Origin of the sequence: Streptomyces sp. NBC_01537 (genome assembly GCF_045040445.1) — a bacterium.
Lineage (GTDB): Bacteria > Actinomycetota > Actinomycetes > Streptomycetales > Streptomycetaceae > Actinacidiphila.
This window is the reverse complement of sequence record NZ_CP109392.1, coordinates 1185825-1210347: the sequence shown is the minus strand read 5'-3', so window position 1 is coordinate 1210347 and position 24523 is coordinate 1185825. Positions and strand designations below refer to the sequence as shown.

Below are 24523 nucleotides of genomic sequence, written 5' to 3'. Positions count from 1 at the left end.
CATCACCATGGGCACCCGCCCCCAGGAGCTCCAGGATCTGCTGGACTCGGTCGCGAAGCAGCACGGGCCCGCGATCGAGATAGCAGTGGTCGGCAACGGCTCCCCGCTGCCCGAGCTGCCGGACGGTGTGCGCGCGGTGGAGCTGCCCGAGAACCTGGGCATCCCCGGCGGCCGCAACGTCGGCATAGAGGCCTTCGGCCCCGGCGGCTCCGACGTCGACGTCCTGCTGTTCCTGGACGACGACGGGCTGCTGCCCAACGCGGACACCGGCGAGCTGGTCCGCGAGGCCTTCGCCGCCGACCCGCAGCTGGGCATCATCAGCTTCCGGATCGCCGACCCGGAGACCGGCACCACCCAGCGCCGGCACGTGCCGCGGCTGCGCGCGGCCGACCCGATGCGCTCCTCGCGCGTCACCACCTTCCTCGGCGGCGCGAGCGCGGTCCGCACCAAGGTGATCGAGCAGGTCGGCGGCCTCCCCGCGGAGTTCTTCTACGCCCACGAGGAGACCGACCTGGCCTGGCGGGCGCTCGACGCCGGCTGGCTGATCGACTACCGCTCGGACATGGTCCTGTACCACCCGCTGACCGCCCCCAGCCGGCACGCGGTCTACCACCGCATGGTGGCCCGCAACCGGGTGTGGCTGGCCCGCCGGAACCTGCCCTGGCCCCTGGTCCCGGCCTACCTCGGCAGCTGGCTGCTGCTGACCCTGCTGCGCCGCCCCTCGGGCCCAGCCCTCAAGGCCTGGTTCGGCGGTTTCCGGGAGGGCCTGACCACTGAGTGCGGGCCCCGCCGGCCCATGAAGTGGCGTACGGTGTGGCGCCTCACCCGATTGGGACGACCCCCGATCATCTGACAAGCTCGATCAGAGAGCACGGCGCGCACCGGGCCAACGGCCCCGGTCACGTCACCCAGAGGATGAAAGTGTCAACTGTGAGTGAGACAACCCACGACGGCGCGGTAGCCGTCGGCGCCCCTCCGGCGCACTCGGCCTCCGGCGGACTGCCGCCGGCCGAGCTGGCGGCCAAGTACGGCCTCGCCGTGAGCGGGGCCCGCCCCCGCCTGGGCGAGTACGTACGGCAGCTGTGGGCGCGGCGGCACTTCATCTCCGCCTTCGCCCGGGCCAAGGTGCACGCGCAGTACACGACGGCCAGGCTCGGCCAGCTGTGGCAGGTCATGACCCCGCTGCTCAACGCGGCGGTCTACTACCTCATCTTCGGCCTCCTGCTCGGCACCGACCGGGGCATCGACAACTTCATCGCCTTCCTGGTCACCGGCATCTTCATCTTCACCTTCACCCAGTCCTCGGTGCTCGCCGGCACCAAGGCGATCTCCGGCAACCTGGGGCTCGTGCGGGCGCTGCACTTCCCCAGGGCGTCGATGCCGATCGCCATGACCCTGGTCCAGCTTCAGCAGCTGCTGATGTCGATGCTGGTGCTCCTCGCCATCATCCTGATGACCGGCGAGGTCCCGGCGCTGTCCTGGCTGCTCGCCGTCCCCGCGCTGCTGCTGCAGAGCGTCTTCAACGCGGGCCTGGCCATGATCGTGGCCCGCCTGGGCAGCAAGATGACCGACCTCTCGCAGCTGATGCCGTTCATCCTGCGCACCTGGATGTACATGTCCGGTGTCATGTACAGCATCAGCCACGTCACCGCCGGCGCCCCGTACATCGTCAAGGTGCTGCTCGATGTGAACCCGGCGGCCGTCTACATCGACCTGATGCGCTTCGCCCTCATCGACAGCTTCACCGCCGCCCAGCTGCCCTCGCATGTCTGGCCCCTGGCCGTGATCTGGGCGGTCGTCGCGGGTGTCGGAGGATTCGTGTACTTCTGGAAGGCAGAGGAGCAGTACGGCCGTGGCTGAGTCGACGAACACCGGGAACACCGGCGAGAAGATCCCCACCGTCATCGCGGACGACGTGCACATCGTCTACCGCGTCCACGGCGCCGGAACCAGCAAGGGCAGCGCGGTCTCCGCCCTCTCCCGCATCGTCACCCGCAAGGACAACCCCAACGTCCGCAAGGTGCACGCGGTGCGCGGAGTCAGCTTCACCGCCTACCGCGGTGAGGCCATCGGCCTCATCGGCTCCAACGGCTCCGGCAAGTCGACCCTGCTGCGGGCCATCGCGGGCCTGCTGCCGCCCGAGAGCGGCAAGGTCTACACCGAGGGCCAGCCCTCGCTGCTCGGCGTCAACGCCGCCCTGATGAACGACCTCACCGGCGAGCGCAACGTCATCCTCGGCGGCCTCGCGATGGGCATGACCCAGGACGAGATCCGCGAGCGCTACCAGGACATCGTCGACTTCTCCGGTATCAACGACAAGGGCGACTTCATCTCGCTCCCCATGCGGACGTACTCCTCCGGCATGGCGGCGCGGCTGCGCTTCTCCATCGCCGCCGCCAAGACCCACGACGTCCTGATGATCGACGAGGCCCTCGCCACCGGCGACGGCCGCTTCCGCAAGCGCTCCGAAGCGAGGATCCGCGAGCTGCGCAAGGAGGCCGGCACGGTCTTCCTCGTCAGCCACAGCAACAGCTCCATCCGGGACACCTGCGACCGCGTCCTGTGGCTGGAGAAGGGCGAGCTGCGCATGGACGGCCTCACGGAGGACGTCCTCGCCGCGTACGAGGAGTTCACTTCTAAATAGAGGCGATTTCGCCTCCGCTGCGCTCAGCCACTGTCGACAGTCGATCGTGCTCGGTCGTTCGTTCCTCACGACCTGCGCGCGTTCTCCTTTTCGACAGCGGCCGCTCCGCTTTGGCTCAATCGCCTGGGTCGGCCGAAGGTTGCGGGGTGACCGTCGGCCGACGGGACCCATAAGGGGCGCGGGGAACTGCGCGACCAGCCCACCACGGGCCGAAGGTTGGGCACCGGACTTCGCGCGGAGCGCTTAGCCGTTGACACCGGTGTAGTGCCGCAGGCTCCAGTTCCACAGGTAGCGGGACGCGACGTACGCCGCGAGCGCGATCAGGGGCGCGGCCGCGGCGACCGCGCCGGGGACGCCGAGTCCCGTGGTGTGGCCGGTCAGAACGGCGGCGGGGAAGTAGGCGATGAAGGCCAGCGGCAGCAGGAACGTGAAGGCGCCGCTGATCACCCCGGGCAGGATCTTCAGCGGGTAGTTGCCGAAGGTGGCCAGCAGTTCCTCGGTCCAGATGCTCCAGGCCTGGGCGGCGGGGAAGCGCAGGTGGAGGCTGGAGAGCGCGGTGAAGATCGCGGCCTCCATGAGCATCCCGCCCAGCAGCCCGGCGATGACATAGCCGATCCGGGGCAGTGTCCAGTCCAGGTCGATGCTCCACACCGCGCCGGTGAACATGGACACGCCCACCAGCAGGTCGCCGATCGCGTTGGTGGGGAAGTACGCGAGCTGCACCTGCCGGTGGACCGGCATCGGCCGCAGCAGGAAGCCGTCGACCAGCCCCTCCTGGACGAACTGGGAGAGGAAGTAGACGCGGCCGAAGCACAGCACGAACAGCCCGTGGCTGAGCATCCGCATCGCCGCGATCAGAAGCACCGCGTCGCTGGGCCAGCCGCCCATCCCGGGGAAGCGGCCGAGCAGCACCGTGGCGAAGACGATGATCGACACCTGCCAGACGATGCCGATGCCGACGTTCATCAGGAACTCGGCGCGGTACTCCAGCCGGGCCCGGAAGGTCAGGGCGATGATCCGCCGGGCCACCCGCCAGGCGGCGAAGAACCTGTTCACGGAATCCATGCGGTCACCCTCCCTGGGAGACGACGCGGGCCGCGGCCCTGCGCCACAGCAGCCGGGTGAGCAGGGCGAGCAGCAGCACCCAGACGGCCTGGACGGCGAGTTGCGCGGGCAGGTCGGACAGCGGGATGCGGCCGATGTAGAGCGACAGCGGGACATTGAGGGTGGACTGGAACGGCAGGACCGCGCTCATCGCCACGAACCAGCCGGGGAAGAACCACAGCGGGGCATAGGCGCCGGAGAGCAGATTCTGCGCGAACAGCAGGATCAGCAACGCCGAGTTGTTCTGGATCGTCCAGAAGCAGAGCAGATCGATCAGCAGCGTCAGGTAGTACAGGACGATCTGGCCCAGCAGCAGGCTCACCGCGAAGGCGGCCCCCGCACCGGCCGAGGCGGGCGGCTCCAGTACGCCGGTGAGGCGGCAGAGCACGTACGCGGCGCCGGCCCAGGCGAATCCGTACGCCTGGTCGCCGAGCGCGCGGTAGAGGTAGTAGCGCTGCGGCGGGACCGGGCGCAGGAACCAGTAGACGATCGTGCCGTACTGGATGTGCTGGATCATCATGTCGCGGCCGGCGGCCCTGTCCAGGCCGCGGATGCGGACGGCCAGGGCGGCGAGCACCGCGTAGCTGACGGCCTGTTCCTTCACCAGGCCGGCGCTGCTGTGGGTGTTGGCGTACAGCGCCCGCCACAGGCAGGTGACCAGGAAGACCTGCAGGCCCAGGCGTACGGCGGTGGCGGCGATCCGGCCGGGGGCGAGGACCTCGGCGAGCGGGGTGATCCGCGCGGTCCGCCAGGCGCGGGGGAGAGGGGCTTCGGCGGCGGTGGCGGTCATGCTACCTCTCGCAGATAGGCGGTGCGCATGACGTCTTCCAGGTCGCTCTCCTCGACGGCGATGTCCGCGACGTCGTAGCACTCGATGATCCGCTTGAGCGCCTGGTGCGGCGTGAGCCCGCTCCCGCGCTCAGGACCGAAGACCAGCCGGGGGCCCTCCTCGTGCAGGATCCGCAGCCCCTCGGGGCACGCCACGCGGTTCTCCCCGACGACGGTGGCGTGGACCCGCCAGCCGCCGCCGAAGCGCTGCCGGATCTCGTCCAGCGTGCCGTCGAGCACGATCCGGCCGTGGTTGATCAGGACGACGCGCTCGGCGAGCCGCTCGACCTCCGTCATGTCGTGGGTGGTGAGCAGCACGGTGCGGCCGCGCTCCTCGACCTGGTGGCGCAGGAAGCGCCGGACCTGCTCCTTGACGACGACGTCCATGCCGATGGTCGGCTCGTCGAGGAAGACCACCGGCGGGTCGTGCAGCAGGGCGGCGGCCAGGTCGCAGCGCACCCGCTGGCCCAGCGAGAGATGGCGGATCCGGGTGTCCCAGAACGAGGACAGCTCCAGCAGGTCGTCGAACTCCCGTAGTCGCTCGGCGTGTTCGGCCTCGCCGACGCCGTAGATGTCACGCAGGATCGTGAAGGACTCGCGGGCCGGCAGGTCCCACCACAGCTGTGAGCGCTGGCCGAAGACCGCCCCGATGTTACGGGCGTTGCGCTCCCGCTCGCGGTAGGGCACGGTGCCGACGACCGAGGCCTCCCCGGAGGTGGGGGTGAGGATGCCGGTGAGCATCTTGATGGTGGTCGACTTCCCGGCCCCGTTCGGGCCGAGCAGTGCGACGAGTTCGCCGGTGGCGACGGTGAAGGACACGTCCTCGACCGCGGTCTTGGACACCCGTTGGGGTGCGACCAGCGAGCGCAGTGTGCCGCGCAGGCCCGGTTGGCGTTTCGTGGTGCTGAAGGTCTTGGTCAGCCCTCGGGCTTCGATGGCGGCACGCATGCGGTCGAGCCTGGCGTGCCGCGAGGGGGCCCGGCAAGCGATTTCTCCGACCGTCTCACTGGCTGTCGCCCGGCGTTTCGTCCGGTCACTTCAGCCCGTTGTCGAGGGCGAATCGTCCGACCGCCCCGTCGCCGGTGCCGACGAGCACGACGGAGCCGGTCTTCCCCGTGCCGTTGAGGCCGAGCTGCAGCGCGGCGTTGGTCTTGCACACCGCGACGACATAGCCAGAGCGCTTGTAGACCTTGAGCAGCCACATCTGGTCCTGGTCGCCGATGGCACACGGGCGTTGGAGGATGGCGGCGTCCTTCGTCCGGTTGCCGTCGATGTCCAGGCACAGGCTGCTGGCGGCGTTGCGCAGTTTGACCGCGTCGCCCTCGACATCGAGCACCAGCCACTGCTGTGCGGTGGAGGAGTCGCAGGCGGCCGGGGCCGGCTTGGTGCTCAGCAGGGCCGAGCCGCCGGCTATCTGGAGGCACTGCTTGGTCGCCGAGCTCCGGAGGGCGATCGTCGCGGCCCCGGTGGCGCTCGACGGGGTCTCGGTGGGGGAGGGGCTCGCGCTCGCCGACGACGGGGAGCCGGAACCGGACACGCTCCGCGAGGCGGTGGTGCGTACGCCCGGGGGCCCGGCGGCGCCGGACCCGCTGTCGGTGGTCAGGGACGGCACGATGGCGGCGGCCACCCCTGCGGCGGCCGCCGTCGCCAGTACCGCCACCAGCGCCGTGGCGGCTGTCGGGAACCGCCGCTTGGGCGGCCGTCGCCGCTCCGCGTCCGGAACGACCACGGGCAGCAGCGTGCGGGTGCGGGCGCGCTCGGCCAGATAGGCCTCATGGCCCCACAGCAGCAGCCGGCCGGCCAGCGCGATCCGGCGGGCCGGGCTGGGCCGGGTGATCAGCATCAGGTCGCCGTAGCCGGTGGAGCAGGCCGGGCAGACCGCGAGATGGACCTCCAGGTCCTCGCTGGTGCGCTGGTTGGTGCCGCGCACGACGGCCCCGAGCATCCGGCTGTAGTGGTGGCACTCCGGGCTCGGGGCCCGGTCGGTCAGCTGCCGCAGATAGCTGTCGCGCAGCGAGTCCAGCGCCCCCTCCGCCTCGCCCCCGGCGTCCGGCTCCGCCTCGATCACCTGGTGCCAGACGGCGTACCGGGCCCGGTCCGTCAGGGCGTTGAACGCCTGGAGCACGTGCGAGGCCTCCTCGGCCGGCCGCATCGTCCCCGGCCCCCCGAAGACCGAGGCCAGCTCGCGGTACCAGAGCCGGAAGTCCGGGGCGAGGACCCGCGACGTGCCCTCCTCCTCCGCCCACGAGGCCGCCGTCCGGCGCACCTCGGCCAGCAGGAACGGCAGCCACGCGGTCTCCGGCCGCGCACCGTAGTAGATGCTCGCCGTGTCGGCGCGGGTCAATGCCTCCATGACCAGGTCGGCGGCCGCTTCCGGGTCCGGGCAGCACAGCCGCGCGTAGGCCTCCACCGCGGGCCGGTGCTGCTGGACGGCCGCATCGGCGTCGGCGTGGCTCATCGGACTTCCTCTCCCGGTGTGCGTGTGCGTGTGCTGTTCGGCTGTTCGGTCGCAAGAGGTTCATAACAGTCCGTTACTGACCGGTACCGCTTGAATACCGAGAGATTCACAGCTGATTCACACTACGTAGGGAGACTGCCGGGCGTTCACCGGGGTATTCGCCGGCGTCGCCCCCCGAATTCCGTTGCCCCGGGGGAAGATTCGTGTCCACTGTGGTGTTGGAGCGATCTGCGGAGATCATCCGTACCCCGGCGCACGCCGGTGTGCCTGTGCGCCGTAAGCTGGAGCGGTACTCAATCGCCGGTTCTCGGGTGATACGTCCGGAGACCTGTTCGGTCGATCGAACGAGCGGCGTGTCCGAAATCATGTGTTATGGCCAAGCGGTGTAGAACGGGGGATGTGACGGCAATGGCTGAGTGGACCCCTCAAAGACACGGTGCGTCCGCCGCCCGCGTGCCGGGAAGCACCCGGTGACGGCCGCCTCAGACGCGCAGTCGCGCGCCGTGCTCGACAAGGCCGCGCGCGAGAACTTCCCGGTCGCGCCGTTCTTCGTACCCCGCGCCTGGCGCGCCGACCTCATGGCCGTCTACGGCTTCGCCCGCCTCGTCGACGACATCGGCGACGGCGACCTCGCCAACGGCGGCCGCGACGACGCGCTGCGCCTCGGGCTGCCGGAGGACGCCGCCGACGACCGCCTCGCCATGCTCGACGCCTTCGAGGCCGACCTGCGGCGCGTCTTCGCCGACGGCCCCCAGGTCCCGCGCCATCCCCTGCTGGCGGCCCTGCGCCCCACCGTACGGCGCTGCGGGCTCACCCCCGCGCCCTTCCTCGGCCTGATCGAGGCCAACCGCCAGGACCAGAAGGTGCGCCGCTACGCCACGTACGACGACCTGCTGGCCTACTGCGAGCTGTCCGCCAACCCGGTCGGCCGGCTCGTGCTCGGCATCACCGGCACCGCGAGCCCGGAGCGGATCCGCCGCTCCGACGCTATCTGCACCGCACTGCAGATCGTCGAGCACCTCCAGGACGTGGCCGAGGACCTCGGCCGCGACCGTATCTATCTGCCCGCCGAGGACATGAAGCGCTTCGGCGTCTCCGAAACCGATCTCACCGCACCAACCGCAGGCGCACCGGTGCGCGCGCTGGTGGCTTACGAAGCAGAACGCGCCCGTGACCTGCTGAATGAAGGCACCCCCCTGGTGGGTAGCGTCCACGGCAGACTCAGACTGCTGCTCGCCGGCTTCGTGGGGGGAGGCCGAGCCGCCCTCGGGGCGGTGGCGGACGCGGGCTACGACGTGCTGCCCGGACCGCCCAGGGCCACCAGGTTCAGCCTGCTGCGTGAGGTGGGGTCGACATTGCGAAGAGAGGGGTGAGCCGTAAGTGAACGGCTCCGACCACACGTCCGGCGCGGTGCTCGCGGCCTACCGCTACTGCGAGACCGTCACCGGCCTTCAGGCCCGCAACTTCGCCTACGGCATCCGCCTTCTGCCGCTCGCCAAGCGGCAGGCCATGTCCGCTCTCTACGCCTTCTCCCGTCGCGTCGACGACATCGGCGACGGCGAACTCCCCCCTGCCGTCAAGCAGGAGCGGCTCGACGAGACCCGCGCGCTCCTCGGCCGGGTCCGCGCCGGCGAGGTCGCTGACGACGACACCGACCCGGTCGCCGTCGCCCTCGCCGACGCCGCCGAGCGCTTCCCGATCCCGCTCACCGGGCTCGACGAGCTCATCGACGGCGTCCAGATGGACCTGCGCGGCGACACCTACGAGACCTGGGACGACCTCGCCGCCTACTGCCGCTGCGTCGCCGGGGCCATCGGCCGGCTCTCCCTCGGCGTGTTCGGCACTGCGCGCGACGAGCCCGGGGCCGAGCGGGCCTCGGAGTACGCCGACACGCTCGGCCTGGCCCTCCAGCTCACCAACATCCTGCGCGATATTCGCGAGGACGCGGCCAACGGCCGTACCTATCTGCCCGCCAACGACCTGGCCAAGTTCGGCTGTTCGGCCGGCTTCCAGGAGGCGGTTCCGCCGCCCGGCGCCGACTTCACCGGCCTGATGGAGTTCGAAGTCCGGCGTGCCCGGGCGCTGTTCGCCACGGGCTACCGGCTGCTGCCGATGCTCGACCGGCGCAGCGGGGCCTGCGTCGCCGCGATGGCCGGGATCTACCGGCGGCTGCTGGAGCGGATCGCCGCGGACCCAGAGGCGGTGCTGCGCGGGCGCGTGTCGCTGCCGGGTCACGAGAAGGCCTACGTGGCCGCGCGCGGGCTCGCCGGCCTGGACTCCCGCCGCGTCGCCAGGGGGCGCGCGTGAGGCCCCCTTTTCTTGTGGGCTCGGTTCGCCTCAGCTGCGCTCAGCCACTGTCGACGGTCGATCGTGCTCGCCCGCTCGTTCCTCGCGGACTGCGCGCGTTCTCCCTTTCGACAGCGGCCGCTCCGCTTCGGCTCACTCGCCCCGTGGGCACCGCATCCGGGGCCGGGGCAACCAAGGGAGCGCGGGTTGCGTCATTGCAAAGTGGGGTTCCCCAGGCCAGAGGCCTGGGTAGGGAGGGCGCATGAGCGTGCACGAAACCGCAGGCCGTCCCCCGGGGGCGGCCGCTGTGGTCGTGGGGGGCGGGTTGGCAGGGACGACCGCTGCGCTTGCCCTCGCGGACGCGGGGCTGCGGGTGACGCTCCTTGAGGGCCGGCCGCGCCTGGGCGGGCTGGCGTTCTCCTTCAAGCGGGGCGAGCTGACGGTCGACAACGGCCAGCATGTCTTCCTGCGCTGCTGCGTCGCCTACCTCCGGTTCCTGGACCGGATCGGCGCCGCCGACCTGGTCACCCTGCAGGACCGGCTGGACGTGCCGGTGCTGGACGCCGACGGCCTGCGGCTCGGGCGGCTGCGCCGTGCCGCGCTGCCGGTGCCGCTGCATCTGGCGGCCAGCCTCGCCACGTATCCGCATCTGTCCCTGAAGGAGCGCGCCTCGGTCGGCCGGGCGGCGCTCGCGCTGCGCGGGCTGGACCCCCGGGATCCGGCGCTGGACGCGGTGGACTTCGGGAGCTGGCTGCGCGAGCGGGGCCAGTCGGCGCGTACGGTCGAGGCGCTGTGGGACCTGGTCGGCATCGCGACCCTCAACGCGAGCGCGGACGAGGCCTCGCTCGGGCTCGCGGCCATGGTCTTCAAGACCGGGCTGCTCTCCGACCCGGGGGCGGCCGACATCGGCTGGGCCGCCCGTCCGCTGGGCGAGCTGCACGACGAGCGGGCCCGCGCCGCGCTGGACAAGGCGGGCGTACGAACCGAGCTGCGGGCCCGTGTGACGCGCGTTGCGCGTGAGGACGGTGGGCTCTGGGAGGTCGAGGCCGAGACCGGCCCCGGCCGGGGGGAGCGGATCACCGCCGACGCGGTCGTACTGGCCGTGCCGCAGCGCGAGACGTACGACCTGCTCCCGGAGGGCGCCCTGGCGGACCCGGAGGCGTTGCTGGGCATCGGCACGGCGCCGATCCTCAACGTCCATGTCGTCTACGACCGCAAGGTCATGCGGCAGCCGTTCCTCGCGGCCATCGGCAGCCCGGTGCAGTGGGTCTTCGACCGCACCGAGCACTCCGGCATGGCCGCCGCCGACGGCCAGTACATCGCGCTGTCGCAGTCCGCCGCCGCGGACGAGATCGACCTGCCGGTCTCGGAGCTGCGCGAGCGCTATCTGCCCGAGCTGGAACGACTGCTCCCGGCCGCCCGCGGCGCGGCCGTACGGGACTTCTTCGTCACCCGGGAGCGGACGGCGACCTTCGCCCCCACCCCCGGCGTCGGCGCACTTCGCCCAGGTCCGCGCACCCGTGCGCCCGGCGTGTACGTGGCGGGCGCGTGGACCGCCACCGGCTGGCCCGCGACCATGGAAAGCGCGGTACGCAGCGGTTTGCAGGCCTCCCGCGCGGCTCTGACCGCGCTGGCCCATCCCTTCGACCCTCAACCCTTCGACATCGAAGGCCTGGAGCCGGCATGAGCACCAGCACCACCGGTAGTGAAATCAAAGGAGAGACAGTGACCGCTGCCAAGGAGCAGACGACCGCGGGCGTCGACAAGGCGAGCGTGACCGAACTGCTGGAGCGCGGCCGCACGATGTCCACGCCCGTGCTGCGCGCGGCCGTGGACCGACTGGCACCCCCGATGGACACCGTCGCCGCCTATCACTTCGGGTGGATCGACGCCGAGGGGAACCCGTCCGCGGGCGACGGCGGCAAGGCGGTGCGCCCCGCGCTCGCCCTGCTGTCCGCCGAGGTGGCGGGCGCCGGTCCCGAGACCGGCATCCCCGGCGCGGTCGCGGTGGAGCTGGTGCACAACTTCTCCCTTCTGCACGACGACCTGATGGACGGTGACGAGCAGCGCCGCCACCGCGACACCGTCTGGAAGGTGCACGGCCCCGCCCAGGCCATCCTGGTCGGCGACGCGCTGTTCGCCCTCGCCAACGAGATCCTGCTGGAGCAGGGCACCGCGGAGGCCGGCCGGGCCACCCGGCGGCTGACCACCGCGACCCGCAAACTGATCGACGGTCAGGCCCAGGACATCTCCTTCGAGCACCGCGAGACGGTCACCGTCGAGGAGTGCCTGGAGATGGAGGGCAACAAGACCGGCGCCCTGCTCGCCTGCTCCGCCTCCATCGGCGCCGTTCTCGGTGGCGCCTCCGAGGCCGACGCCGACGCCCTGGAGGAGTACGGCTACCACCTGGGCCTGTCCTTCCAGGCCATCGACGACCTGCTGGGCATCTGGGGGGACCCGGCGGCCACCGGCAAGGTGCCGTGGAGTGACCTGAAGCAGCGCAAGAAGTCACTCCCCGTGGTCGCGGCCCTTGCCGCCGGGGGTAAAGCCTCGAAGAAGCTCGGGAAGCTGCTCGCAGCGGATGCGAAGGCCGCGGATTCGGTGGACCGTAATGATATTGAGTCCTTCGACGAGGAAGAGTTCGCGGCGAGAGCCGCGTTGATCGAAGCGGCGGGCGGACGGGAGTGGACCTCCCAGGAAGCCCGTCGGCAGTACGCCACCGCTATCGCCGCGCTCGACAAAGTGGACATGCGGGATGAAGTTCGCCGTAAGCTCGTGGGCCTGGCGGATTTTGTGGTGGTTCGCGAGAAATAAAGAGTGAAAGCAGTGGAGCGCAGTACGTCGCCGGCCGTGAACGTGTAGCGGCCGACGGCAGCCCCAACACCGCAGAGACGTCAGCGACTGTGCAAAGGGGAAGCCATGACAGCGACGACCGACGGCAGTCCCGGGGCTGGTGCCCACGGGACACCATCGGCCAGCACGACAACTACTACGACGAGCGCGACGCCGAGCACGACGCCGAGCACGACGACGACCGGTAGTACGACCAGACAGACGGCGGAGCGCGCCGCCCGGCGCGCCGCCGACCATCTGCTGGCCCGTCAGCACCCGGACGGGTGGTGGAAGGGCGACCTGGAGACCAACGTCACCATGGACGCCGAGGATCTGCTGCTCCGTCAGTTCCTCGGCATCCAGGACGACCGGACCACCGCGGCCGCCGCCCGCTGGATCCGCTCGCAGCAGCGTGACGACGGCGCCTGGCCCACCTTCCACGGCGGGCCCGGTGACCTGTCGGCCACCGTGGAGGCCTATGTGGCCCTCAGGCTGGCCGGCGACACGCCCGAGGCGCCGTGGATGGCCTCGGCCTCGGCGTGGGTGCGCGAGCGGGGCGGCATCGCCCGCGCCAGGGTCTTCACCCGGATCTGGCTGGCACTGTTCGGCTGGTGGCGCTGGGAGGACCTGCCGGAGCTGCCGCCCGAGCTGATCTTCCTGCCCAAGTGGGTCCCGCTCAACATCTACTCCTTCGGCCAGTGGGCCCGGCAGACCATCGTGCCGCTCACCATCGTCGCCGCTCACCGCCCCGTACGCCCCGGTCCCTTCGCCCTCGACGAGCTGCACACCGACCCGCTCCTGCCCAACCCGCCGCGACCCAGGCCGCCGTTCAACAGCTGGGACGGCTTCTTCCAGCGGCTGGACCGGGCCCTGCACGGCTACCGCAGGATCCAGCTCAGGCCGCTGCGCCGGGCCGCGCTCAAGGCCGGCGCCCGCTGGATCATCGAGCGCCAGGAGGACGACGGCTGCTGGGGCGGCATCCAGCCCCCGGCGGTCTACTCGGTCATCGCCCTCAACCTGCTCGGCTACGCCCTCGACCACCCCGTGCTCAAGGCCGGCCTGGACTCCCTGGACCGGTTCGCCGTGTGGCCCGACGAGGACACCCGGATGATCGAGGCCTGTCAGTCCCCGGTCTGGGACACCTGTCTGGCCACCATCGCACTCGCCGACGCGGGCCTTCCCGCCGACCACCCGGCCCTGGTCAGGGCGGCCGGCTGGATGCTCGACGAACAGATCACCAAGACCGGCGACTGGGCCGTCCAGCGCCCCCAACTGCCGCCCGGCGGCTGGGCCTTCGAATTCCACAACGACAACTACCCGGACATCGACGACACCGCCGAGGTCGTCCTCGCCCTGCTGCGCGTCAACCACCCCGATCCGGCCCGGCTCCGGACGGCGGTGGAACGCGGGGTGCGCTGGAACATCGGCATGCAGTCCAAGAACGGCGCCTGGGGCGCCTTCGACGCCGACAACACCAGCACCTTCCCCAACCGGCTGCCCTTCTGCGACTTCGGCGAGGTCATCGACCCGCCCTCCGCCGATGTCACCGCCCATGTCGTCGAGATGCTGGCGGCGCTGGGCCTGGAGCACGACGAGCACACCCGGCGCGGCATCGACTGGCTGCTCGCCGAACAGGAGCCCAGCGGCGCCTGGTTCGGCCGCTGGGGCGTCAACTACATCTACGGCACCGGCTCGGTCGTCCCCGCGCTGACCGCCTGCGGGCTGCCCGGGAGCCACCCGGCGATCCGGCGGGCGGTGACCTGGCTGGAATCCGTACAGAACGAGGACGGCGGCTGGGGCGAGGACCTGCGCTCGTACTCCAGCGAGGAATGGATCGGCCGCGGCGCCTCCACCGCCTCGCAGACCGCCTGGGCGCTGCTGGCCCTGCTGGCGGCCGGCGAACGGGACGGGCAGGCCGTCGAACGCGGGGTGCGCTGGCTGGCCGAGACGCAGAAGGACGACGGGTCCTGGGACGAGCCGCAGTTCACCGGCACGGGCTTCCCCCGGGACTTCTCCATCAACTACCACCTCTACCGGATGGTCTTCCCGCTCACAGCCCTCGGGCGCTATGTGCACGGCGAGCCCTTCGGCGGGCCACGGAAGGGGGACTGATGGGCCAGTCCGGCCCACCGCTGCTCATCGTCTGCGCTCTGCGCTTCGAGCGGTTCGCGCTGAGAGCCGGCCGCCGTCACCTGGACGGCGCCGGCGGCGTCAGTGTGCTCCGTACGGGCATGGGAGCGCAGGCCGCGGAGCGCGCCGTCACCGACGCGCTGCGCGCCCCGGAACTGCGGGACGCCTCGGTCCTCACCACCGGCTTCTGCGCCGGGCTTGCGCCCGGAACACGGCCGGGCGACGTGGTGGTCGCGCAGGGATCCGAGGAGAGCGACAGCCTGGCCGCCGTGCTCAAGGCGGCCGGGCACACCGTGCGCATCGGCCTGCTCGCCCAGTCGGACCACGTCGTACGCGGGGCGGAGCGGGCAGCACTGAGCGCCACCGGTGCCATCGCCGTCGACATGGAATCGGCCGCGATGATGCGCGCCGCCCTCGCCCAGGGCGCGCGCCCCGTCGCGGCAGCTCGCGTAATCGTCGACACCCCTGAGTACGAACTGGTGCGTGTCGGCACGCTGCGCACCGGAATCACCGCATTCCGCGTGCTAAGGGATCTTCTTCCTGCCTTTCTCGAATGGCACCGCTCTAACGCGCTCCCCTGGAGGTGAGCTAGATGGCCATGCCGCTTCGTCAGACCATCCGGGTCGGGACCTATCTGATGGAACAAAAGCTTCGCAAGCGAGAGAAGTTCCCGCTCATCGTCGAGCTGGAGCCGCTTTTCGCCTGCAACCTCAAGTGCGAGGGCTGCGGAAAGATCCAGCATCCGGCGGGTGTGCTCAAGCAACGCATGCCCGTTGCCCAGGCCGTCGGCGCCGTGCTGGAGTCCGGCGCGCCCATGGTGTCCATCGCCGGCGGCGAGCCGCTGATGCACCCGCAGATCCACGAGATCGTGCGCCAGCTGGTGGCGAGGAGGAAGTACGTCTTCCTCTGCACCAATGCCATGCTGCTGCGCAAGAAGCTCGCCGACTTCAAGCCCTCGCCGTACTTCGCCTTCGCCGTCCACATCGACGGCCTGCGCGAGCGGCATGACGAGTCGGTCGCCAAGGAAGGCGTCTTCGACGAGGCCGTGGAGGCCATCAAGGAGGCCAAGCGGCGTGGCTTCCGGGTCACCACCAACTCGACGTTCTTCAACACCGACACCCCGCAGACCATCATCGAGGTGCTCAACTTCCTCAACGACGACCTCCAGGTCGACGAGATGATGATCTCCCCGGCGTACGCCTACGAGAAGGCGCCCGACCAGGAGCACTTCCTCGGCGTCGAGCAGACCCGCGAGCTGTTCAAGAAGGCCTTCGCGGGCGGCAACCGCAGGAAGTGGCGGCTGAACCACTCCCCGCTCTTCCTGGACTTCCTGGAGGGCAAGGCCGACTTCCCCTGCACCGCGTGGGCCATCCCCAACTACTCGCTCTTCGGCTGGCAGCGCCCCTGCTACCTGATGAGCGACGGGTACGTGACCACCTACAAGGAGCTCATCGACGAGACCGACTGGAGCAAGTACGGCCGCGGCAAGGACCCGCGCTGCGCCAACTGCATGGCGCACTGCGGCTACGAGCCGACCGCCGTCCTGGCCACCATGGGCTCCCTCAAGGAGTCCATCCGGGCCGTCCGAGAGACGGTCAACGGGAACCGGGCCGGCTAGCCATGGCCACCGTTGATCTGGGGCTCCCCGCAGTCCCCGTGACGCTCTCCCCCCGCCGCCGGTCCCGACAGATCCATGTCGGGCCGGTGGCGGTGGGCGGCGACGCCCCCGTCTCGGTGCAGTCGATGACGACCACACCGACGGCGGACGTGAACGCGACGCTGCAGCAGATCGCCGAGCTGACCGCCTCCGGCTGCCAGATCGTGCGGGTGGCCTGCCCGTCGCAGGACGACGCGGACGCGCTGCCGGCGATCGCGAAGAAGTCGCAGATCCCGGTGATCGCGGACATCCACTTCCAGCCGAAGTACGTCTTCGCCGCGATCGACGCGGGCTGCGCGGCGGTCCGGGTCAACCCCGGCAACATCCGGCAGTTCGACGACAAGGTCAAGGAGATCGCGAAGGCCGCCGCCGCGGCCGGCACCCCGATCCGGATCGGCGTCAACGCCGGCTCCCTGGACCGGCGGCTGCTGGAGAAGTACGGCAGGGCCACGCCCGAGGCGCTGGTGGAGTCCGCGCTGTGGGAGTGCTCGCTGTTCGAGGAGCACGGCTTCCGCGACATCAAGATCTCCGTCAAGCACAACGACCCGGTGGTGATGGTCAACGCCTACCGGCAGCTGGCCGCCCAGTGCGACTACCCGCTGCATCTCGGCGTCACCGAGGCGGGCCCGGCCTTCCAGGGCACGATCAAGTCGGCGGTGGCCTTCGGCGCGCTGCTGAGCGAGGGCATCGGCGACACGATCCGCGTCTCGCTGTCGGCCCCGCCGGCGCAGGAGGTCAAGGTGGGCCTGCAGATCCTGGAGTCCCTCAACCTCAGGCAGCGCGGCCTGGAGATCGTCTCCTGCCCGTCGTGCGGAAGGGCCCAGGTCGACGTCTACAAGCTCGCGGACCAGGTCACCGCCGGTCTGGAGGGCATGGAGGTGCCGCTGCGGGTCGCGGTGATGGGGTGTGTCGTGAACGGCCCCGGCGAGGCCCGTGAGGCGGATCTGGGCGTGGCCTCCGGCAACGGCAAGGGGCAGATCTTCGTCAAGGGCGAGGTCATCAAGACCGTGCCGGAATCGAAGATCGTCGAGACGCTCATCGAAGAGGCGATGAAGATCGCCGAGGAAATGGAGTCCGCGGGAGCCGCCTCCGGCGAGCCCCAGGTCAGCGTGAGCTGAAAATCCCGGCAGGGGGAACGAGGTCCGAACGTGTCGATGCTCGATAACATCCGAGGCCCGCGAGATCTGAAGGCGCTGCCCGAGGAAAGCCTGGCCGAACTCGCCGACGAAGTCCGCCAATTCCTCGTCCACGCGGTCGCCAGGACCGGCGGCCACCTGGGCCCCAACCTCGGCGTGGTCGAACTGACGATCGCGCTGCACCGGGTCTTCGACTCCCCGGCCGACCGCATCCTCTGGGACACCGGTCACCAGTCCTACGTACACAAGCTGCTGACCGGCCGTCAGGACTTCTCCAAGCTCCGCGGCAAGGGCGGCCTGTCCGGCTATCCCTCCCGCGCCGAGTCCGAGCACGACGTCATCGAGAACAGCCACGCCTCCACCGTCCTGGGCTGGGCCGACGGCCTCGCCAAGGCCAACCAGGTGCTGGGCCGCGCCGACCATGTCGTCGCCGTCATCGGCGACGGGGCGCTGACCGGAGGCATGGCCTGGGAGGCGCTCAACAACATCGCCGCCGCCAAGGACCGCCCCCTGATCATCGTCGTCAACGACAACGAACGCTCCTACGCCCCCACGATCGGCGGCCTCGCCAACCACCTGGCCACCCTCCGTACGACCGACGGCTACGAGCACTTCCTCGCCTGGGGAAAACAGCTGCTCCAGCACACCCCCGTCATAGGCAAGCCGCTCTACGAGTCCCTGCACGGCGCGAAGAAGGGCTTCAAGGACGCCTTCGCCCCGCAGGGCATGTTCGAGGACCTCGGCCTGAAGTACGTCGGCCCGATCGACGGCCATGACATCACCGCCGTGGAATCCGCCCTGCGGCGCGCCAAGCGTTTCAGCGGGCCCGTGCTCATCCACTGCCTCACGGAGAAGGGGCGCGGCTACGCCTTCGCCGAGCAGGACGAGGCCGACCGCTTCCACGCGGTCGGCGCGATGGACCCGCTGACGTGCGAGCCGCTCACCCCGTCCAACGGGCCCAAGTGGACCGCCGTCTTCGGCGACGAGATGCTCAAGCTCGGGGCCGAGCGCAGGGATGTCGTCGCCATCACGGCGGCGATGCTCCAGCCGGTCGGGCTCGACAAGTTCGCCAGGGCCTTCCCCGACCGGGTCTACGACGTCGGCATCGCCGAGCAGCACGCCGCGACCTCGGCGGCAGGCCTGGCCACCGGCGGGCTGCATCCCGTGGTCGCGGTCTACGCGACCTTCCTGAACCGGGCCTTCGACCAGGTCCTGATGGATGTCGCCCTGCACAAGTGCGGCGTCACCTTCGTCCTGGACCGGGCAGGTGTCACCGGCGACGACGGGGCCTCCCACAACGGCATGTGGGACATGTCCATCCTCCAGGTCGTCCCCGGCCTGCGGATCGCCGCCCCGCGCGACGCGGACGCGCTGCGCGCCCAGCTGCGCGAGGCGATCGCCGTCGACGACGCCCCCACCGTCATCCGCTTCCCAAAGGAGACCGTCGGCGACGCCCTCCCCGCCCTCGACCGCATCGGCGGCCTCGACGTCCTCGCCCGCGGCGACCGGCCCGATGTCCTCCTCGTCTCCGTCGGCGCCCTCGCCCCCGTCTGCCTCGCCGCCGCCGCGCTGCTGCGCGAACGCGGCACCGGCGTCACCGTCGTCGACCCCCGCTGGGTCAAGCCGCTCGACCCCGCGCTCGCGCCACTCGCGGCCGAGCACCGCCTCGTCGCCGTCGTCGAGGACAACGGCCGCGCCGGCGGCGTCGGCTCGGCCGTCGCCCAGGCCCTGCGCGACGCCGAGGTCGACGTCCCCGTACGGGATTTCGGCATCCCGCAGCGGTTCCTGGCTCACGCCAAGCGCGGCGAGATCCTCGCCGACATCGGGCTCACGCCCTCCGAGATCGCGGCGCGCCTCAGCGCGACGCTCGCCCGGGCTGATTTTTCAGCCCGTCCGGCGATTGAGGACACGCCCGAAGGGCGTTCGGGGTCCAGGGGCGGAGCCCATGGTTTCGGGAAGGGGCGGGGTGGGGGAGAGCCCACCGGCCACGGACCCACAGACGCCAACGAACCGTAGCCACCCACCGCGCCGGGGCGCGAGCGGCGCCCACGGTCCGACGGCCGGAGGCCGGCGCAGCGGACCGAAGCCAGCGAAGCGCCCGCGAGGGACGCAGAAAGAGTAGGTGCCCATGACAGCGGCGGAGCCGAAGCCGTTTGACCTCGCCACGCTGCTGGCCGAGCGCGGCGCCGAGCGCTACGACCTGCACACGAAGTACCTGAACCACCAGCTGCCCCGCATGCTGCACACCATCGGCTTCGACAAGGTCTACGAGCGCGCCGAGGGCGCCTACTTCTGGGACAGCGAGGGCGCCGACTACCTCGACATGCTCGCCGGATTCGGGGTGATGGGCCTGGGCCGGCACCACCCGGTCGTACGGAAGGCGCTGCACGACGTCCTGGACGCGGGACTGGCCGACCTGACCCGGTTCGACTGCCAGCCGCTGCCGGGTCTGCTGGCGGAGAAGCTGCTGACGTACACCCCGCACCTGGACCGGGTGTTCTTCGGGAACAGCGGTACGGAAGCCGTGGAGACGGCCCTGAAGTTCGCCCGTTACGCGACCGGGAAGCCCCGCGTCCTGTACTGCTCGCACGCCTTCCACGGCCTGACCACCGGCTCGCTGTCGGTCAACGGCGAGGACGGCTTCCGCGACGGCTTCAGCCCGCTCCTGCCCGACACCGCCGTCGAGCTGGGCGATCTGGAGGCCCTGGAACGGGAGTTGAAGCGCGGCGATGTCGCGGCGCTGATCGTGGAGCCGATCCAGGGGAAGGGCGTACATGCCGCGCCGCCCGGCTATCTGCGCGCGGCCCAGGAGCTGCTGCACCGGCACAAGGCGCTGCTGATCGCGGACGAGGTGCAGACGGGCATCGGGCGGACCGGGGACTTCTTTGCTTACCAGCACGAGGAGGGCGTCGAGCCGGACCTGGTGTGTGTCGCGAAGGCGCTGTCGGGCGGCTATGTCCCCGTGGGGGCCACCCTCGGCAAGGACTGGATCTTCAAGAAGGTCTATTCGTCGATGGACCGGGTGCTGGTCCATTCCGCGAGCTTCGGCGCGAACGCGCAGGCGATGGCGGCGGGTCTGGCGACGCTGTCCGTGATGGAGGACGAGCAGGTCGTGGCGAACGCCCGCCGCACCGGGGATCTGCTGCGCACCCGCCTGGCGGCGCTCGTCGACCGGTATGAGCTGCTGCACGAGGTGCGGGGGCGGGGCCTGATGATCGGGATCGAGTTCGGGCGGCCGAAGTCGCTGGGGCTGCGCGGCCGGTGGACGATGCTGCAGGCGGCGCGCAAGGGGCTGTTCGCGCAGATGGTGGTGGTGCCGCTGCTGCAGAGGCACCGGATCCTGACGCAGGTGTCGGGGGACCACATGGAGGTGATCAAGCTGATCCCGCCGCTGGTGATCGGGGAGCGGGAGGTGGACAGGTTCGTGGAGGCGTTCACGGCGGTGATGGACGACGCGCATGCGGGCGGCAGCCTGATGTGGGAGTTCAGCAGGACGCTGGTGAAGCAGGCGGTGTCGAACCGGTAGCGCGGAAAAGGCGTCTTTGCCTGGGAGGCAAAACTTTTGCCTCCCAGGCCGCACCTACGTATACCTGAGACATGACCGAGTCACTGCCCGCCGTCGCCCCGCGGCTGCGCGAGCTGCGCCGTGAGAGCGGCCTGACCCTGGAGGCGGCGGCCGCCCGGGTGGGGCTGTCGCCGGCGCATCTGTCGCGGCTGGAGACCGGGCAGCGGCAGCCCTCGCTGCCGATGCTGCTGGCCCTCGCGCGGGCCTACGCCACCACGGTATCCCAGCTGCTGGGGGAGACCCCGGCGGACCGGGACCCGGTGGTGCGGGCGGCGCGGATGGAGCCCGTGGAGGCCGGCGGGTGGACGTACTGGCAGGCAGGCGGACCGGGGCGGGCGATGCAGCCGCTGCGGGTCCAGGTGCCGTACGGCCACGGCCCGCAGGAGGGGCTGGTGAGGGTCCATCCGGGCGAGGAATGGCTGTACGTGCTCAAGGGGGAGCTGCGGCTGACCCTGGGCGAGGCGGTGCATGTGCTGCCGCCCGGTGACAGTGCGCACTTCGACTCGCTCACCCCGCACCGCATCGCCGCGGCGTCGCGCCCCGGTGTGGAGCTGCTGTTCGTCCATACGTTGCTGCGCAGCGCCGCGGGTGAGCTGTGCTTCGGAAGGAGTCCGTCGTGACGGAGCGAAACGCCCCCATGGGGTTCAAGGTCCGGGCCTTCGTCTACCTCGTGGGGGTGCACTTCTTCGCGGGCTTCTTCTTCCTGATCTTCCACCTGGCCGGCGCCAAGTAGCCCCTGTCGCCGGCCGGTCGTCAGTCCTCCAGGAACAGCTCGCGCAGCCGCTCGCGGCGGGCCGGGGTGAGGCCCAGGCCCTCGGTGAGGTACGCGTCCACGGAGCCCCAGTGGGCCTCGATCGTGTCGAAGGCGGTGGCCAGGTACTCGGCGCGGGCGTCGAAGAGCGGGCTGAGCAGCTCCATGACCTCGGGCGCGGGCCGTCCGGACGGGTCGGCGCCGTCGGCGCGCTTGACGCGGTAGCGGCGGTGGGCGGCATTGCTGGCGAGGTAGTCGGCCATGATGGCCTCGCGCTCGACGCCGAGGGCGAGCAGGATGATCGCGATCGAGGTGCCCGCCCGGTCCTTGCCGGCGGCGCAGTGCAGCAGGGTCGGCACGGACTCCTCCTCGGTGAGGAGGTCCAGCATCCGCCCGTGCTCCTGGGTGCGGTCCATGATGATCCGTACGTAGGCGTCGGTCATCCGCTTGGCCGCCTTGCCGTCGCCGAGGATCTCCCGCAGCGCCTCGACGTCGCCGCCCCGGACGATGCCCCAGAACTCGGCGCCGGAGGCGGGGTCGCTCAGCGGCATGTTGACATTGCGTACGCCGGGCAGGTCGACGTCGGGGCCTTCGAGTTTGATGTCGGAGGCGTTGCGGAAGTCGATGACGGTGTGCAGGCCGAGCGAGGACAGGAACTCGGCGTCGCTTTCGGTGGTGTGCGCGAGGTGACCGCTGCGGTAGAGCCGCCCGTGCCGTACCCGCCGGCCGTCGGCCGTGGGGAGTCCGCCGACGTCGCGGAAGTTGCGTACGCCGGTGAGCTCGGGCTCGGTCGAGCTGGTCTTCGGCGGCTGCTGGGTCACCGGCGCTCCTTTGGGTCGGATCAGGCTCCTGCCGCCCCGACCATACGACAAGCATTCTCGTGCCGTACCAGGTGGTATGTGTTCCGTTGGTCATTGATATCCGCGCCGTGCGCACCGATGATGTTCGAGCGTGATTGGAAAAGGGGAATTTTGATGATTGATGTAGGCGCGGACGGCCGCGTATGGCTGCTCTCGGGCACCGGCAGCAGCTACGCGCTGCGGCTCACCGAGCGGGACGAACTGCTGCACCTCCACTGGGGGCCGCGGATCACTCTCGCCGACGCCGAGGCGCTCGCTGCCGAGCCGCTCACGGCCTATCGCGGCTTCGAGTCGCAGCTCGACGGCCGGGAGGAGTATCCCGTCGAGGGCGGTCCGCGCTTCGTGCGGCCCGCGCTGATCGCGCGCACGGACGCAGTACGCGGCACCGAGTGGGCTTTCGAGGAGTACGAGATCGCCGCCGGGACCGACGGCGAGGAATTGCGGCTGCACTTCCACGACTCCGTCCACCACCTCGACATCACCCTCCACTACCGGCTCCGTGCGGGCACCGACGTCATCGAGCGCTGGACCACCGCCTCCCACGCCGGAGCCCCCGACGCCGCCCCCGTGGAGCTGCTGCGGGCCGACGCGGCCACCTGGAGCCCGCCCGTACGGGACGCCTGGCGGCTGTCGCACCTGCACGGCCGCTGGGCCGCGGAGAGCCAGCTGGCCCGAACCGACCTGAGCCACGGCGAGCACGTCATCGGCAGCCGGCGCGGCCACACCAGCCACACCCACCTGCCGTGGTTCGCGCTGGACGACGGCGACGCGGGGGAGGAGCAGGGCCAGGTGTGGTCCGCCGCGCTCGCCTGGTCCGGGTCCTGGCGGATCGCCGTGCAGCTGCTGCCCGACGGACGGGTCCAGGCCACCGGCGGCGCCGGGCACGACGACGCCGGGCTGGTGCTGCTCGAGCCCGGCGACTCGTACACCACGCCGGTCTTCGCGGGGCTCTGGACGGACGGCGGCTTCGGCGCGTCCAGCCGTGCCTGGCACGCGTACCAGCTCGCGCACGTCATCCCGGACGCCGCGACCTCCCGGCCGGTGCTCTACAACTCCTGGGAGGCCACCTACTTCGAGGTCAGCGAGACCGGGCAGCGCGCCCTGGCCCGCCGCGCCGCCGACCTGGGCGTGGAGCTCTTCGTCGTGGACGACGGCTGGTTCGGGGCGCGTACCAGCGACAAGGCCGGGCTCGGCGACTGGACGCCCAACACAGACCGCTTCCCCAACGGGCTGAAGCCGCTCGCCGACGACGTGCACGCGATGGGCATGCAGTTCGGCATCTGGGTCGAGCCGGAGATGGTCAACCCCGACAGCGACCTGTACCGCGCGCACCCGGACTGGGTGCAGTTCCAGCAGGGCCGCCGCCGCACCGAGTTCAGGAACCAGCTGATCCTGAACCTGGCCCGCGAGGACGTGCGCGAATACCTGTGGGAGCAGCTGGACACCCTGCTGACCAGCGCCCCCATCGACTATGTGAAGTGGGACTTCAACCGCTGCTTCACCGACGCCGGCTGGCCGGGCGAGGCCTATCCGCAGCGGATGTGGGTCGACCACGTCCACGGGCTGTACGCGCTGCTGGACCGGCTGCGCGAGGCCCACCCGGGGGTCGCCTTCGAGTCCTGCTCGGGCGGCGGCGCGCGGATCGACCTGGGTGTCCTGTCCCGTACCGACGAGGTGTGGACCTCCGACAACACCGACCCGTTGGACCGGCTGGCGATCCAGCACGGTTTCAGCCAGATCCACCCGGCCCGGGTGATGTCCGCCTGGGTCACCGACAGCCCCAATGAGCAGCTGAACGGCCGGGTCAGCTCGCTTCGGTACCGCTTCGTGTCCTCCATGGCCGGGGTGCTCGGGATCGGCGGCGACCTGGTCAAGTGGAATGAGGCCGAGCTCGAGGAGGCCCGGGAGTGGATCGCCCGCTACAAGGCGATCCGCCCCCTGGTCCAGCAGGGTGAGCAGTACCGGCTGCGGCCGCCGAGCGAGGAGCTCAGCGCCGTCCAGTACGTCCGCGGCGACGAGACCGTGGTGCTGGCCTGGCTGCGCCACCAGCGGCACGGCGAGCCCCAGCCCGCGCTGCGGCTGCGCGGGCTCGACCCGGCGGCGACGTACACCGACGTGGAGAGCGGCGAGGTCCACCGGGGGGCGGTGCTGCTGCACCACGGGCTGCGCACCGGACTGAAGGGTGATCTTGACGCCGCTGTATTCCACCTTCGGCGGAACTGACCGAGTGGGATAAGTCACTGCACGTCAACCCCTGGTTACGGTGGCGTAG

At 70.8% G+C, this 24523-nt stretch carries 21 protein-coding genes; 16 read left to right on the top strand and 5 right to left on the bottom strand.

The annotated features are described in order from the left end of the window. The first annotated feature begins 7 nt into the window (after positions 1-7). From OG607_RS05620 to OG607_RS05610, 3 genes are all read left to right on the top strand, one after another. Positions 8-853, top strand: coding sequence for a glycosyltransferase family 2 protein (locus OG607_RS05620; RefSeq protein ID WP_405736578.1), 846 nt, complete (start codon positions 8-10; stop codon positions 851-853). A gap of 77 nt (positions 854-930) precedes the next feature. Beyond that, entirely contained in the window at positions 931-1860 is a 930-nt protein-coding gene (locus tag OG607_RS05615) for an ABC transporter permease (protein ID WP_405719571.1), read from the top strand. Then, positions 1853-2644 carry an ABC transporter ATP-binding protein gene (locus tag OG607_RS05610; protein WP_405719569.1) on the top strand — a complete coding sequence of 264 codons (792 nt, stop codon included), beginning with the start codon at positions 1853-1855 and terminating at the stop codon, positions 2642-2644. Before OG607_RS05615 ends, OG607_RS05610 begins: the two co-directional genes overlap by 8 nt. Before the next feature lie 243 nt (positions 2645-2887). Here the strand turns inward: OG607_RS05610 and OG607_RS05605 are convergent, their stop codons facing one another. The 4 genes from OG607_RS05605 to OG607_RS05590 all read right to left on the bottom strand — a co-directional run bounded on the left by OG607_RS05605 (position 2888) and on the right by OG607_RS05590 (position 7034). Next, complete coding sequence (locus OG607_RS05605) at positions 2888-3709, bottom strand: ABC transporter permease (protein WP_405719567.1); 822 nt, start codon at positions 3707-3709, stop codon at positions 2888-2890. 4 nt (positions 3710-3713) lie between these two features. Beyond that, a complete protein-coding gene (locus tag OG607_RS05600) occupies positions 3714-4538 on the bottom strand; it encodes an ABC-2 family transporter protein (RefSeq protein WP_405719565.1) in 825 nt (274 codons plus the stop codon). After that, positions 4535-5524: an ATP-binding cassette domain-containing protein gene (locus OG607_RS05595; protein ID WP_405719563.1), complete on the bottom strand. Its 990-nt coding sequence runs from the start codon at positions 5522-5524 to the stop codon at positions 4535-4537. The genes OG607_RS05600 and OG607_RS05595 overlap by 4 nt, the downstream gene beginning before the upstream one ends. 85 nt (positions 5525-5609) lie before the next feature. Beyond that, the gene (locus OG607_RS05590; protein WP_405719561.1) at positions 5610-7034 is read right to left on the bottom strand and encodes an RICIN domain-containing protein; all 1425 of its coding nucleotides are present in this window, start codon (positions 7032-7034) and stop codon (positions 5610-5612) included. Between the two features lie 503 nt (positions 7035-7537). Between OG607_RS05590 and hpnC the strand changes: the two genes are divergently transcribed. The 12 genes from hpnC (at position 7538) to OG607_RS05530 (ending at position 21373) form a co-directional block, all read left to right on the top strand. Then, entirely contained in the window at positions 7538-8407 is an 870-nt protein-coding gene (hpnC, locus tag OG607_RS05585) for a squalene synthase HpnC (RefSeq protein WP_405736576.1), read from the top strand. Between the two features lie 7 nt (positions 8408-8414). Next, entirely contained in the window at positions 8415-9341 is a 927-nt protein-coding gene (hpnD, locus tag OG607_RS05580; protein WP_405719559.1) for a presqualene diphosphate synthase HpnD, read from the top strand. Positions 9342-9582: 241 nt separating this feature from the next. After that, positions 9583-11007: a hydroxysqualene dehydroxylase HpnE gene (gene hpnE, locus OG607_RS05575; protein WP_405719557.1), complete on the top strand. Its 1425-nt coding sequence runs from the start codon at positions 9583-9585 to the stop codon at positions 11005-11007. Continuing rightward, on the top strand, positions 11004-12134 hold the full coding sequence (locus OG607_RS05570) for a polyprenyl synthetase family protein (RefSeq protein ID WP_405719555.1): 1131 nt from the start codon (positions 11004-11006) through the stop codon (positions 12132-12134). Before hpnE ends, OG607_RS05570 begins: the two co-directional genes overlap by 4 nt. Before the next feature lie 105 nt (positions 12135-12239). Continuing rightward, the gene (gene shc, locus OG607_RS05565; RefSeq protein WP_405719553.1) at positions 12240-14264 is read left to right on the top strand and encodes a squalene--hopene cyclase; all 2025 of its coding nucleotides are present in this window, start codon (positions 12240-12242) and stop codon (positions 14262-14264) included. Next, positions 14264-14869, top strand: coding sequence for a 1-hydroxy-2-methyl-2-butenyl 4-diphosphate reductase (locus tag OG607_RS05560; protein WP_405719551.1), 606 nt, complete (start codon positions 14264-14266; stop codon positions 14867-14869). The genes shc and OG607_RS05560 overlap by 1 nt, the downstream gene beginning before the upstream one ends. A gap of 5 nt (positions 14870-14874) precedes the next feature. Beyond that, a complete protein-coding gene (hpnH, locus tag OG607_RS05555; protein WP_405719549.1) occupies positions 14875-15900 on the top strand; it encodes an adenosyl-hopene transferase HpnH in 1026 nt (341 codons plus the stop codon). Positions 15901-15902: 2 nt separating this feature from the next. Then, positions 15903-17057 carry a flavodoxin-dependent (E)-4-hydroxy-3-methylbut-2-enyl-diphosphate synthase gene (gene ispG / locus OG607_RS05550; protein WP_405719547.1) on the top strand — a complete coding sequence of 385 codons (1155 nt, stop codon included), beginning with the start codon at positions 15903-15905 and terminating at the stop codon, positions 17055-17057. Positions 17058-17087: 30 nt separating this feature from the next. Further along, positions 17088-19091 (top strand): 1-deoxy-D-xylulose-5-phosphate synthase, encoded by a 2004-nt coding sequence (gene dxs, locus OG607_RS05545; protein ID WP_405719545.1) that lies wholly within the window; start codon positions 17088-17090, stop codon positions 19089-19091. Positions 19092-19203: 112 nt separating this feature from the next. Next, positions 19204-20601: an aspartate aminotransferase family protein gene (locus tag OG607_RS05540; protein WP_405719543.1), complete on the top strand. Its 1398-nt coding sequence runs from the start codon at positions 19204-19206 to the stop codon at positions 20599-20601. 71 nt (positions 20602-20672) lie between these two features. Beyond that, the gene (locus OG607_RS05535; RefSeq protein ID WP_405719541.1) at positions 20673-21260 is read left to right on the top strand and encodes a helix-turn-helix domain-containing protein; all 588 of its coding nucleotides are present in this window, start codon (positions 20673-20675) and stop codon (positions 21258-21260) included. Then, positions 21257-21373: a DUF6126 family protein gene (locus OG607_RS05530; protein ID WP_405719539.1), complete on the top strand. Its 117-nt coding sequence runs from the start codon at positions 21257-21259 to the stop codon at positions 21371-21373. The genes OG607_RS05535 and OG607_RS05530 overlap by 4 nt, the downstream gene beginning before the upstream one ends. A gap of 20 nt (positions 21374-21393) precedes the next feature. On the opposite strand, the gene OG607_RS05525 is transcribed toward OG607_RS05530, so the two are convergent. Continuing rightward, positions 21394-22212, bottom strand: a complete 819-nt coding sequence (locus OG607_RS05525) for a tyrosine-protein phosphatase (RefSeq protein ID WP_405719537.1) — start codon at positions 22210-22212, stop codon at positions 21394-21396. 153 nt (positions 22213-22365) lie between these two features. Here OG607_RS05525 and OG607_RS05520 point away from each other — a divergent pair, with 153 nt between their 5' ends. Further along, the gene (locus OG607_RS05520) at positions 22366-24474 is read left to right on the top strand and encodes an alpha-galactosidase (RefSeq protein ID WP_405719535.1); all 2109 of its coding nucleotides are present in this window, start codon (positions 22366-22368) and stop codon (positions 24472-24474) included. Positions 24475-24523 lie beyond the last annotated feature (49 nt).